The sequence below is a fragment of the Streptomyces sp. LMG1-1-1.1 genome (genome assembly GCF_040815545.1).
In the GTDB taxonomy this organism is placed as follows: domain Bacteria; phylum Actinomycetota; class Actinomycetes; order Streptomycetales; family Streptomycetaceae; genus Streptomyces.
This window is the reverse complement of the sequence record NZ_JBFPNH010000076.1, coordinates 1-12993: the sequence shown is the minus strand read 5'-3', so window position 1 is coordinate 12993 and position 12993 is coordinate 1. Positions and strand designations below refer to the sequence as shown.

9 protein-coding genes are annotated in these 12993 nt (G+C 73.1%); 3 read left to right on the top strand and 6 right to left on the bottom strand.

The genetic code is table 11. From position 1 onward, the window contains the following. Positions 1–4: 4 nt before the first annotated feature. Both MRBLMG1_RS33620 and MRBLMG1_RS33615 read left to right on the top strand, forming a co-directional pair. Positions 5–916: a LysR family transcriptional regulator gene (locus MRBLMG1_RS33620; protein WP_367827928.1), complete on the top strand. Its 912-nt coding sequence runs from the start codon at positions 5–7 to the stop codon at positions 914–916. 109 nt (positions 917–1025) lie between these two features. Next, entirely contained in the window at positions 1026–2849 is a 1824-nt protein-coding gene (locus tag MRBLMG1_RS33615) for a glycoside hydrolase family 3 protein (protein ID WP_367827927.1), read from the top strand. A gap of 56 nt (positions 2850–2905) precedes the next feature. On the opposite strand, the gene MRBLMG1_RS33610 is transcribed toward MRBLMG1_RS33615, so the two are convergent. From MRBLMG1_RS33610 to speB, 6 genes are all read right to left on the bottom strand, one after another. Further along, on the bottom strand, positions 2906–4357 hold the full coding sequence (locus tag MRBLMG1_RS33610) for an aminopeptidase (protein WP_367827926.1): 1452 nt from the start codon (positions 4355–4357) through the stop codon (positions 2906–2908). A gap of 99 nt (positions 4358–4456) precedes the next feature. Next, entirely contained in the window at positions 4457–4915 is a 459-nt protein-coding gene (locus tag MRBLMG1_RS33605) for a hypothetical protein (RefSeq protein ID WP_367827925.1), read from the bottom strand. Positions 4916–5148: 233 nt separating this feature from the next. After that, positions 5149–8874, bottom strand: coding sequence for an ABC transporter ATP-binding protein (locus MRBLMG1_RS33600; protein ID WP_367827924.1), 3726 nt, complete (start codon positions 8872–8874; stop codon positions 5149–5151). Positions 8875–9020: 146 nt separating this feature from the next. Further along, positions 9021–9446, bottom strand: a complete 426-nt coding sequence (locus MRBLMG1_RS33595) for a hypothetical protein (RefSeq protein ID WP_367827922.1) — start codon at positions 9444–9446, stop codon at positions 9021–9023. A gap of 100 nt (positions 9447–9546) precedes the next feature. After that, positions 9547–11229, bottom strand: a complete 1683-nt coding sequence (locus MRBLMG1_RS33590) for a thiamine pyrophosphate-binding protein (protein ID WP_367827921.1) — start codon at positions 11227–11229, stop codon at positions 9547–9549. 103 nt (positions 11230–11332) lie between these two features. Next, a complete protein-coding gene (gene speB / locus MRBLMG1_RS33585) occupies positions 11333–12310 on the bottom strand; it encodes an agmatinase (protein ID WP_367827920.1) in 978 nt (325 codons plus the stop codon). 118 nt (positions 12311–12428) lie between these two features. Between speB and MRBLMG1_RS33580 the strand changes: the two genes are divergently transcribed. Continuing rightward, the coding region (locus MRBLMG1_RS33580; RefSeq protein ID WP_367827919.1) for a PucR family transcriptional regulator ligand-binding domain-containing protein at positions 12429–12993 on the top strand (565 nt) is incomplete at its 3' end.

Below are 12993 nucleotides of genomic sequence, written 5' to 3'. Positions count from 1 at the left end.
CCCCATGCTGGATCTCGGCCGCCTTCGCGCCCTGCACGCCGTCGCCGTCCACGGCAGTGTCGGCGCCGCCGCCACCGCCCTCGGCTACACCCCGTCCGCCGTCTCGCAGCAGATCGCCAAGCTGGAGCGGGAGACCCGCACGACGCTGCTCGAACGCAGCGGGCGCGGTGTCCGCCTCACCGACGACGCCCACCATCTGGCCACCACCGCACAGCAGTTGCTGGCCCTCGTCGAGCAGGCGGAGGTGCGCATCGAGGAGCGGCGGGGGCTGCCGTCCGGGCGGCTCGCGATCGGCTGCTTCGCCAGCGCGGCGCGCGGACTGATGCCCCTGGCCCTCGCGGAGCTCGGCCGCCTCCACCCCGAGCTCGACGCCCGCCTCTCGGAGGTGGACCCGCACCTGTCGATCGACCTGGTGGCGCGCGGCGTGATCGACCTGGCCGTGGCGCACGACTGGGACATCGCGCCGCTGCCGACGCCGCCGGGGGTCGAGCAGGCGGTCATCGGCGACGACCTGTGCGACCTCCTCGTCCACCGGGACCACCCGCTGGCGGCGCGGAAGCGGGTGCGGCGGGAGGAGCTGGCGGCGGAGCGGTGGATCTCGCAGCCGCCGGGGACGGTCTGCCACGACTGGCTGACGCGGACGCTGCGGGCGACGGGGTACGAGCCGCTGATCGTCCATCAGGCGGAGGAGAACCACACGCAGGTCGCGCTGGTGGCGGCCGGTCTCGGGATCGCGCTGGTCCCGAGGCTCGGGCGGGGCTGGCTGCCGCCGGAGGTGGTGCCGGTGCGGCTCGACCCGATGCCGACGCGGCGGCTGCACGCCATGTGGCGGACCGGTGCGGCGCGGCGCCCGGCGATCCGGGAGACGGTCCGTACGCTCCAGGAGCTCTGGCCTTCGATCGCCTCCGCCCGGTGAGGAGCACGCGGACGATTCCTGCGCGGATCCTTGACCTGGCAGTTACTTTCGGGCTATCCGTGTCACCTTGCAAGTTTCCTTCATCCCCGCACGGCCGGAAGGAGCAGCAGTGCACCACCGCGCCCCCGCCCCCTCCCGACGCACCCTTCTCACGGTGACCGCCGCAGCCGCGGCGGCAGCCGTCACCGGGGTCACCGCACCGGTGGCCCAGGCCGAGACCGACGACCGGAGGCTCCGGCGGATCATCGACCGGATGTCGCTGGAGGAGAAGGTCGGCCAGCTGTTCGTGATGCGGGTGTACGGCCACTCCGCGACCGCGCCGGACCAGGCCGACATCGACGCCAACCTGACCGAGATCGGCGTCCGTACGGCCGCCGAGCTCGTCGAGCGCTACCACGTGGGCGGCGTCATCTACTTCGCCTGGGCCCACAACACCCGTGACCCGCAGCAGATCGCCGCGCTCTCCAACGGCATCCAGCAGGCCGCGCTCGCCCAGCCGACGCCGGTCCCGGTGCTGATCTCCACCGACCAGGAGCACGGCATCGTCTGCCGGGTCGGGAAGCCCGCCACCCTGCTGCCCGGGGCGATGGCCCTCGGCGCCGGCGGTTCGCACGCCGACGCCCGCAAGGCCGCGCAGATCGCGGGCGAGGAACTCGCGGCCGTCGGCATCCGGCAGAACTACGCCCCGGTCGCCGACGTGAACGTCAACCCCGCCAACCCGGTCATCGGCGTCCGCTCGTTCGGCTCCGACCCGCAGGCGGTCGCCGGACTCGTCGCCGCGCAGGTGAAGGGGTACCAGCGGGCCGGGATCGCGGCCACCTCCAAGCACTTCCCCGGCCACGGCGACACCGCCGTCGACAGCCACTACGGCCTGCCGACCATCACCCACACCCGGGAGCAGTGGGCCGAGCTCGACGCACCGCCCTTCCGGTCCGCCATCGCCGCCGGGATCGACTCGATCATGACCGCGCACATCGTCGTCCCCGCGCTCGACCCCAGCGAGGACCCCGCGACGCTCTCCCGGCCCATCCTCACCGGCATCCTGCGCGAACAGCTCGGCTACGACGGCGTGGTGGTCACGGACGCGCTCGGCATGGAGGGCGTCCGCACCAAGTACGGGGACGCGCGCGTCCCGGTCCTCGCCCTCAAGGCCGGTGTCGACCAGCTGCTCAACCCGCCCAAGCTGGCCGTCGCCTGGAACGCCGTCCTGAAGGCGGTCCAGGAGGGCGAGCTGACGGAGGCCCGGCTCGACGAATCGATCCTGCGCATCCTGCGGCTCAAGGCGAAGCTCGGCCTGTTCCGGAGGGCGTACGTGACCCGGGCCGGCGTCGAGCGCGTCGTCGGCACCGACGCCCACCGCGCCGGAGCCGACCGGATCGCCGAGGCCACGACGACCCTCCTCCTCAACGAGGACGACTTCCTGCCCCTGAGCCCCGCCACCCACGGCTCCGTCCTCGTCGTCGGCGCCGACCCCGCCTCACCGTCGGGCACCACCGGCCCGCCGACCACGACCCTCGCCACCGCCCTGACCGAACTGGGCTTCACCACGACCGCGCTCTCCACCGGGATCACCCCCACGGCCGCGAGGATCGACGAAGCGGTCGCCGCCGCCGCCGGCAAGTCCGCGATCCTCGTCGGCACGTACAACGTCTCCGCGACGAGTCCCCAACGCACCCTGGTCGACCGGCTCGTCGCCACCGGGATCCCCGTCGTCACGGTCGCCATCCGCAACCCCTACGACGTCGCCCGGATCTCCGGGCAGCGGGCCACCCTCGCCACCTACTCATGGACCGACGTGGAACTCCGCGCCGCGGTCCGCGTCCTCGCGGGCCGCGCCCGCCCCCTCGGCCGCCTCCCCGTCCCCGTCCAGGACGCCGCCGACCCCTCCCGGGTCCTCTACCCGGTGGGCCACGGCCTGTCGTACCGGCGGTAGACACGAAAGGGCGGGGTGCGTCCGGTGGACGCACCCCGCCCTTTCGTGCTCAGGCGTTACGGGCGCAGGCCGTGCTCGCGGGTGGTGTCCTCGTCGACGGCCGCGTCGAGGCGGGCGTCGAAGCGGGCGAGCGGCTGGGCGGCCTGGACGGCGGGTGCGGGGACCCCGGCCCAGGCGAGGATGCGGGCCGTGGCGTTCTCGCGCTCGGCGTCGACGAGCCCGGCGACGTTGGCGCCGTGGTTGGCGCCCGGGGCCACGTAGACGTAGCTGTCGCGCGCGCCCTTGCCGAGGCGGAACTTCTCGGAGCCCCACGGGTCGTTGCCGCCGTAGACGAAGAGCATGTGGTTCGCGTTCTTGCGGACCCAGTCGTCGACGTCGCGCATGACCTGCGGCTTGAACTTCATGGGGATGTCGCGCGGCACGAAGCTGCCCGCCGACTGGTAGCCGTAGCGGCTCAGGCCGTCGAGGTGCGGCTGCTTGATGGTCGGCGAGCCGAGCTCGGTCGCCGCCTGGTAGTAGTACGGCGTGTAGTAGTCGAGGCCCTGGTCGGCGTACGCGGACCAGCCGGAGTAGGCGTCGATCGTCTCGTAGACGGTGTCGTCGCTCGCGGTCGCCGCGTCCGGTATCTGGTCGCAGACGTCCTGGCCGTAGTACTGCCAGAAGCCCCAGACGAAGTCGAGGACGACGGCCTCGTAGGCCTTGTCGAGCGAGCCGAGGGTGTTGAAGGTGGCGCCTTCGGACTCGGCCCAGGCCTGGTACTTCTTCTCCAGCGGCTCGCGGCGGACGAGGGCCTCGCGCTGCATGGCGTTCAGGCGGTCGCGGCAGTCCTTCGTACCGACGTTCTCGAAGAACCGGTCGTACGCCGAGTCCTCCTTCTCCACCACGTCGTTCGGGGCGACGTACGCGACGACGCCGTCCATGTCGCGCGGGAAGAAGCGCTCGTAGTACGTGGCGGTCATGCCGCCCTTGGAGCCGCCGGTGGACAGCCAGTTCTGGCCGTAGATCTTCTTCAGCGCCGTGTAGATCCGGTGCTGGTCGCTGGCCGCCTGCCAGATGTCGAGCTTGGACCAGTCGGCGGGCTGCGGACGGGACGGCGTGAAGAAGCGGTACTCCATGGAGACCTGGTTGCCGTCGATGATCCGGGTCGGCTCGGTCCTGCTCGGCGTGGTGCTCAGGCCGTATCCGCTGGTGCGGAAGACGGTGGGGCGGCTCGTGTCCTTGTGCAGGAGCGAGAGGCGCTGCTTGAACGTGCCCGCCCACGGGCGGTGGTGGTCGATCGGCTGGACGTACTCCAGGACGAAGTAGCGGTAGCCGGCGTACGGCTTCTCTTCGATCAGGCTCATCCCGGGGATCGCCAGGATGCGGTCCTTGATGTCGGTGCTCGTGCTCTGCGAGTCGACGACGGTCGCGCTGCCGGTCTCCGTGTCCACGGCGGTGGCCGTTCCGGTCGACCCGACGGTGCCTATGAGCACCGAAAGCGACAGCGCCCATCTCAGCGACTTGCGCATTCACCCTCCCCTTGGTTCACAACGGTGTCGCGAACCTAGCGGGGGCAACGTGTGGACCGCCAGACCCAGTTGGTCCTTACTCTGGGACATTCCTGCGCATCAGCACAGGATCCAACCCGTGGCCGTGCCCTTCCCGGCGACCGAACCGTTCACCCGCACACAGCGGTTGAGGGCGTGCACGGTGACGGGTCCGGCCTGCCGGTCGAACCGTCCGGCCTTGACGGCGGGCCGCCCGCCGCGCGGCTGGAGGGAGACGGCCATCGGGCGGCGCGGTCCCGGCCGCTTGGCCACGGTGACGGCGCAGACGTAGTTCCGGGTCCTGTACACCCGCACCTCGCCCGTGGAGAAGGCGTACGTCCTGGTCGGCCGGCCGTGGCAGACGGAGGCGGCGTCGGCGGTCCCGGCACCGGGCCCCGGGCCGGGCAGCACGAGCAGCGCGAGGGCGGCGAGGAGCGGGCCGAGCACGCGGGCGAGCGCCCGGGCGGGCCCACCCGCAGGTCGCCGCCCGCCGCCTCGCCGGCCGTCGCGGTGGTCCGTGGCCGTCGGGTCCGAGGTCATGCGCTCCCCTCCCGGGTGAATCGCCGTACGGGCATACGGCCGTACGACGCACCCCACACCGGAATGGTTGCCTCCGGCTATCCAGGGCGACGACCGAAGGCCGGAAAGAGCACACGGCCGACGGGCGCCCGGGAGACGGCCCGGCGGGCCCCGGAAGCCGTCGGGCGGGCCCCCGGAGACGGCCGCGGCCGGCCGGGGGAAGGCCGGCCGGCCGCGTTCGCCCGTCGCGGGGGTCAGACCCGCTCGGGTTCGGCCTCCCCGATGAAGGTGCTCCAGAGGGAGGCGTACCGGCCGCCGAGGGCGAGGAGTTCGTCGTGGGTGCCGTCCTCGGCCACGCGGCCGTGGTCCATGACGATCACGCGGTCGGCGCGGGCGGCCGTGGTGAGGCGATGGGCGACGACGAGCGTGGTGCGGCGGCCGGCGAGGCGGTCAGTGGCCTGGTTGACCTGCGCCTCGGTGGCGAGGTCGAGGGCGGCGGTGGCCTCGTCGAGGAGCAGGATGTCCGGGTCGACGAGCTCGGCGCGGGCGAGCGCGATGAGCTGGCGCTGACCGGCCGACAGGTTCCGTCCCCGCTCGGCGACCTCGTGGAGGTAGCCGCCGTCGAGCGTGGCGATCATGCCGTGGGCGCCGACCGCGCGGGCCGCCGCCTCGACCTCGGCGTCGGTGGCCTCGGGACGGCCGTACGCGACGGCGTCCCGGATCGTCCCGGCGAAGAGGTACGACTCCTGCGGGACGACGCCGAGCCGGTGGCGGTACGCGGCGAGGTCGAGGTCCCGCAGGTCGGTGCCGTCGGCCGTGACCCGGCCGCCCGTCGGGTCGTAGAACCGCGCGACCAGCTTGACGAGCGTGGACTTGCCGGCGCCGGTCTCGCCGACGAAGGCGACGGTCTGCCCGGCGGGGATGCGCAGGTCGATGCCGGTGAGCGCCTCCTCGCCCGCGTCGGCGGAGCCGTATCCGAAGGACACGTCCTCGAAGGCGATCTCGCCGCGCAGCGACCGCACGCCGAGGGGCGCGGCGGCGGGGGCCGTGGACGTCGGCTCCCGGAGCAGTTCCTGCATCCGCTTCAGCGAGACGGAGGCCTGCTGGTAGCCGTCGAAGACCTGCGAGAGCTGCTGTACGGGGGCGAAGAAGAGGTCGATGTAGAGGAGGTAGGCGACGAGGGCGCCGGTGGTGAGCGTGCCCGCCTCGATGCGGTTCGCGCCGACGATCATGACGGCGGCGGCCGCGGCGGAGGACAGCAGCGTGACGAACGGGAAGTACACCGAGATCAGCCACTGGCCCCGGACGCGCGCCGCGCGGTACTCCTCGCTGCGGGCGCCGAACCGGTCCGCGACGGCCTGCTCGCGGCGGAAGGCCTGCACGATCCGCAGGCCGGTGACGGTCTCCTGGAGGTCGGCGTTGACGACGCTGATCCGGTCGCGCGCCAGCTCGTACGCCCGCACGCTCGACCGGCGGAAGAAGTACGTGGCGACGGCGAGGACCGGCAGGGTCGCGAAGACGACCAGGGCGAGCTGGAGGTCGAGCACGAGCAGCGCGACCATGATCCCGAAGAAGGTCACGACCGAGACGAAGGCGGTGACCAGGCCCGTCTGCAGGAAGGTGGACAGGGCGTCCACGTCCGTGGTCATCCGGGTCATGATCCGGCCGGTGAGCTCGCGCTCGTAGTAGTCGAGGCCGAGCCGCTGGAGCTGGGCGAAGATCTTGAGGCGCAGCGCGTAGAGGACCCGCTCGCCGGTACGGCCGGTCATGCGGGTCTCGGCGGTCTGCGCGACCCACTGCACGAGCACGGTGACCAGGGCGAGCGCGGAGGCCGCCCAGACGGCGCCGATCGCGAGCCGGTTCACGCCCTCGTCGATGCCGTGCCGGATCAGGACCGGCAGCAGGAGGCCCGCGCCGGCGTCGAGGGCGACGAGCCCGAGGCTGATGAGCAGCGGGGCGCCGAAGCCGCGGAGCAGCCTGCGCAGGCCGTACGCGTCCTCCGCGGAGACGGCCCGGGTCTCGTCGACGGCGGGGGTGTCCGCGGCGGGCGGCAGGGCGGCGACGGCGGCGAGCAGTTCGGGGGTGGCCCCGGCCGCGGCGCGCTCCCGGTCGGCGGCGCCGTCCCTGACCCACAGGGTGGGGGTGATGCCCCGCTCGGCGTCGAACTCGGCGTCCAGCTCGGCCCGCAGCGTGCGGTCCTCGGGAAGCTCGGCGGGCGCGGCCGTGTGGCCGGGGGAGACGGCGCCCAGCTCGTCGGGATCGGTGAGGAGCCGCCGGTAGAGCTCCGAGCGCGCCTCCAGTTCCTCGTGGGTGCCGATGTCGGAGAGTCGGCCGCCGTCCAGGACGGCGATCCGGTCGGCGAGGCCGAGGGTGGAGCGGCGGTGGGCGATGAGCAGGGTCGTGCGGCCCGCCATCACCGACTTCAGCGCCTCGTGGATCTCGTGCTCGACCTTGGCGTCGACGGCGGAGGTGGCGTCGTCGAGGAGCAGCAGCCGGGGGTCGGTGAGGATCGCGCGCGCGAGCGCGATGCGCTGGCGCTGGCCGCCGGAGAGGGTGAGGCCGTGCTCGCCGACCTTGGTGTCGTACCCCTCCGGCAGCTCGGCGATGAACCGGTCGGCCTGGGCGGCGCGGGCGGCGGTCTCGATCTGTTCCGGGGTGGCGTCCGGGGCGCCGTACGCGATGTTGGCGCGGACGGTGTCGGAGAAGAGGAACGAGTCCTCGGGCACGAGCCCGATCGCGGCGCGCAGGGAGTCGAGGGTGAGCTCGCGGACGTCGTGGCCGCCGACGAGGACGGCGCCGTGGGTCACGTCGTAGAAGCGGGGCAGGAGCAGGGACACGGTCGACTTGCCGGAGCCGGAGGCGCCGACGACGGCGACGGTCTCGCCGGGCCGGATCTCCAGGGAGAAGCCGTCGAGCACGGGGGTGCCGTCCTGGTAGGCGAACGACACGTCGTCGAACTCGACGGTCGCGGGCACGTCGGCCGGCAGTTCCCCGGTGCCGTCCTCGATGGCGGGCTCGGTGTCGATGAGTTCGACGACCCGCTCGACGCCGGCCCGGGCCTGCTGGCCGATGGTGAGGACCACGGCGAGCATGCGGACCGGGCCGACGAGCGAGGCCAGGTAGGAGGAGAAGGCGACGAAGGTGCCGAGGGTGATCTGCCCGCGGTAGGCGAGCCAGCCGCCGAGGGCGAGCACGGCGACCTGGCCGAGGGCGGGGACGGCCTGGAGCGCGGGGGTGTACTTCGCGTTCAGCCGGATCGTGCGGAGCCGGCCGGCGAACAGCTTCCGTCCGGCCTCCCTGATCTTCCCGGTCTCCTGGTCCTCCTGCCCGAAGCCCTTCACGACCCGGACGCCGGTCACGGCCCCGTCGACGACTCCGGCGACGGCCGCGGCCTGCTGCTGGGCGTACCAGGTGGCCGGGTGGAGGCGGGTGCGGCTGCGCTTGGCGATGAACCACAGGGCGGGGGCGACGGCGAGCGCGACCAGGGTGAGCGGGAGCGACAGCCAGGCCATGACGGCCAGCGAGATGAAGAACAGCAGGAAGTTCCCGATGGTCATCGGGAGCATGAACAGCAGGCCCTGGATCAGCTGGAGGTCGCTGGTCGCCCGCCCCACCACCTGCCCGGTCGACAGCTCGTCCTGGCGCCGCCCGTCGAGCCGGGTGATCGTCCGGTACATGTCCGTGCGCAGGTCGTGCTGGATGTCGAGGGCGAGACGGCCGCCGTAGTACCGGCGGACGTACGTCAGGACGTAGACGACGACCGCGGCGCCTATCAGGAGTCCGGTCCACACCGCCAGGTCGCGGGTCTTCGTCCCGATCACGTCGTCGATGATCACCTTGGTGACCAGTGGCACCAGTGCCAGCACGGCCATCCCCGCCAGCGACGACCCGAGTGCCAGCAGCGTGTTCGTCTTGTACCGCCACGCGTACCCGGCCAGCCTCCGAGCCCACCCCTGCTGTTTCCGCCCGACCTCCGCCACCAGTGGCCTCCCGCTCGTCCTGCTCTACCGGAAGACCCAACGCGGCCGACGTGCGATTTCATCCCGCCGCAACAATCGGGCCCCGATCCGACGACCGGCTCCCGGTCGGCGGGGCCGGCCGGGAGCGGGTAGGGGTGCCGCTGGGGCTAGAAGGGACCGGAGAGGGTTACGGAGATGCCGTTGCCGGTGTCCGTGACGACCACGTTGCTCCAGACCAGGGTCATGGGTGGGCTGCACTTGGGCTGGAAGGTGGCCGTGACGGTGACGGAGAAGTTGGCCTTGCCGTTCTGGACGGGGAAGGTGCCGCCGCCGCCGGTGGACTGCTTGTTGCCGGCACTGGGGTCGTTGCCGCCGCGGTTGACGCACTGGGCGTCGGCGGTGACGGAGATGTTGACGGACTGCTGGTTGCCCAGTCCGGCTTCCTTGCCCTTGACGGTGAGGCTGCTGCCGGAGGTCGTCGCGGTCGGGGTGCCGACGAAGTGCGCGCTGACCGCGCCGGCGGTCGGGGCGAGGAAGCCGACGAGGCCGAGGGCCACGGAAGCGGGTACGAGCAGGGCGGAATGGCGTCGCATGACGGGTCACCTCTCATGGGAACGAACGCCGTCATCGCGCGGAGTGCGCCGCTGTCCGCAGGATGTCCCCAGGATATGCCCGGGGGCGCCGCGGCGCGGCTCAGAGGTGGGTCGGTTCGAACATGCGCAGGAGGGCCGGGAGGACGACGACGGAGGGGCCGGGGGTCGCGAGGGCCTCGGCGAGGTGGGTCGCCAGGGTGTCGGGGTCGGTGAGGGTGGCGGGGACGCCGAAGGACTCGGCGAGGGCGACGAAGTCGGGGCGGGTGAGTTCGGTGCCCGTGGTCTCGCCGAAGGCGTCCGTCATGTACTCGCGCAGGATGCCGTAGCCGCCGTCGTCGACGATCAGCCAGGTCACGTCGAGCCCGTACTGCTTCGCCGTGGCCAGCTCGGCGATCGAGTACATCGCGCCGCCGTCGCCGGAGACCGCGAGGACCGGCGTGGAAGGGTCGGCGACGGCCGCGCCGAGGGCGGCGGGGAAGGCGTAGCCGAGGCCGCCGGCGCCCTGGGCGGAGTGCATGGTGTTGGGGTGCCGGGCGTCGAACGCCGACCAGGCCCAGTAGGCCAGGATCGTCATGTCCCAGAAGCTCGGCGCCCGCGCCGGCAGCGCCTTCCGCACCGCCGCGACGACCCGCTGCTCCAGGTCGAGGTCCTGTGCGGCGATCCGCTCCCTGACCTTGGTCAGGACGGCCGAGACCCGTTCGGCCGCGGTCGGGTCGGTGCGCTTCCCGGCCGTCTCCAGGAGGGCCTGGAGGGCGAGCCTGGCGTCCGCGTGGATGCCGAGCGCCGGGTGGTTGGACTCCAGCTTCCCGGCGTCGGCCTCGATCTGGATGACCCGGCCGCGCGGCGCGAACGTGTGGTAGTTCGAGGACAGTTCGCCGAGCCCGGAGCCCACGACGAGGAGGACGTCGGCGTCCTCCAGGAAGTCGGTGGTGTGCCGGTCCTCCAGCCAGGACTGGAGCGACAGCGGGTGTTCCCACGGGAACGCGCCCTTGCCGCCGAAGGTCGTGACGACGGGCGCGTCGATCAGCTCCGCCAGGGCCCGCAGCTTGCCGGACGCGTCGGAGCGCACGACACCGCCGCCCGCGATGATCGCCGGGCGCTGCGCCCTCGTCAGCAGGTCCGCCGCGACCGCGGTGAGCTCCGGGCGCGGTGCGATGTCCTCGGGCGTCGCGTCCATCGCCGTGACCACGGGCAGGAGGGTCTCGGCGACGAGCACGTCCTGCGGGATCTCCACCCACACCGGCCCGTGCGGGGCCGTCAGCGCCGATTCCCAGGCCGCCGCGACGGCGGACGGGATCTGGGACTGGGTACGGGCGGTGTGGACGGACTTCACGACGTCCCTGAACGAGGCCTGCTGGTCGCGCAGCTCGTGCAGATAGCCGTGCCGTCCGCCGCCGAGCCCGGCGACCGGGATCTGGCTGCCGATCGCGAGGACCGGGGCCGACGCGGCCGCCGCCTCCTGGAGCGCGGCGAGCGACATCAGCGCGCCGGGTCCGGTGGACAGCAGCAGCGGGGCCGCCTCGCCCGTGACGCGGCCGTACGCGTCGGCGGCGAAGCCCGCGTTGTTCTCCACCCGGAGGCCCACGTACCGCAGCGACGACCGGCGCAGCGCGTCGAACATGCCGAGCGCGTGCTGGCCGGGGAGGCCGAAGACGGTCGTGGCGCCCAGACCCGACAGCGTCTCGATGACGAGGTCGCCGCCGGTGCGGCCCTTGGGAGGGGCGAGGGCGGCGGCCGTCTGCGCGGGGGTGGGGCGCAGTACCAGGTCGTGGTCGTGGGTCATCGGGTCCCTCGGGGCGTGGCTCGGTGGTCGGGTGCGGCCCGGTCGGTCGGGTCGTGCCCGTCCGTTCCGCCCTGCGGAACGTATGCCCACGACCCGACCGGCGTCACTTCGCGGCGCGGCCCGCGGCGATCTGGCGGGACATGATCGTGGTGAGTTCGTACGCGGTGTGGGAGGCGGCGACCGCGGTGATCTCGGCGTGGTCGTAGGCGGGGGCCACCTCGACGACGTCGGCGGAGACCAGGTTGCAGGAGGAGAGGCCGCGGAGGATCTCCAGGAGCTCGCGGGAGGTCATGCCGCCGGCCTCGGGGGTCCCGGTGCCGGGGGCGTGGGCCGGGTCGAGGCAGTCGATGTCGATGGAGATGTACAGCGGGCGGTCGCCGATGCGCTGGCGCAGCTGGTCGGCGACCTCGTCGGCGCCCCGGCGGTAGATGTCCGCGGAGGTGACGATGCCGAAGCCCATCTTCTCGTCGTCGGTGAGGTCCTGCTTGCCGTAGAGCGGGCCGCGGGTGCCGACGTGGGAGAGCGCGGAGGTGTCGAGGATGCCTTCCTCCACGGCGCGGCGGAACGGGGTGCCGTGGGTGTACTCGGCGCCGAAGTAGGTGTCCCAGGTGTCGAGGTGCGCGTCGAAGTGGAGCAGGGCGACCGGGCCGTGCTTCTTGGCGACGGAGCGCAGCAGCGGCAGGGCGACGGTGTGGTCGCCGCCGAGGGTCATCATGCGGGCGCCGGTGGCGAGCAGGTCGTCGGCGGCGGCCTCGATGGTCTCGACGGCCTCGTTGATGTTGAACGGGTTGGCGGCGATGTCGCCGGCGTCCGCGACCTGGGCGAGGGCGAACGGGGAGGCGTCCTGCGCCGGGTTGTACGGGCGGAGCAGGCGGGAGGCCTCGCGGATGGCGTTGCCGCCGAAGCGGGCGCCGGGGCGGTAGGAGACGCCGCTGTCGAAGGGGATGCCGACCACGGCGACGTCGGCGGTGCCGACCTCGTCGAGCCGCGGCAGCCGGGCGAACGTCGCGGGACCGGCGTACCGCGGGATGCGGGACGAGTCGATCGGGCCGCGCGGGGTGTTCTGGTCGCTGCTGCTCATGGTCGGGGTCCTCCTGAGGGTGTCGGTGTCCGGCTCGACCGTAAGTGGCCCGAAAGCGACAGAGAAGTGTACGTTCCCTCCACTGTACGGACCGTGGATGTACGAAGGGGCCACTCCGATGACCGCACCGAACGCCCAGGAGTCCGGGCCCGACTCCACTCCCCCGGCGCCGCCGGTGCCGCTCGCCGCGCTGCTCGCACACCCGGACCTCGGCCTCCGCCTGCTCGCCGGGCCCGGCGACGTACCCCTGCACTGGGTGCACACCTCGGAGATGGCCGACCCCTATCCGTACCTGCTGGGCGGCGAGCTGCTGATGACGGCGGGCGTGCAGCTCACCGACCCGGCGCACTACGTCGCGCGGGTGGTGGAGGCGGGCGCCGCGGCGCTCGCCTTCGGAGTGACGCCGGTGTACGACACGGTGCCGCCGGAGCTCGTGGAGGCGTGCGCGGTCCGGGGGCTGCCGCTGGTCGAAGTGCCGCCGAGGACGCCGTTCACGGCGGTGGCGCGGGCGCTGTGGCGGCTGATGGCCGAGGCCCGGCTGCGCGAGCTGCGCCGGGTGACCGAGGCCCAGCAGTCCCTCGCGGCGGCCGCGGCGCGGCCGGCGCCGGTCCCGGCGGTCCTCGGCGCCCTCGCCTCCCGCCTCGGGGGGCGCGCGGCGCTCTTCGGCGCGGACGGCGCGGAGT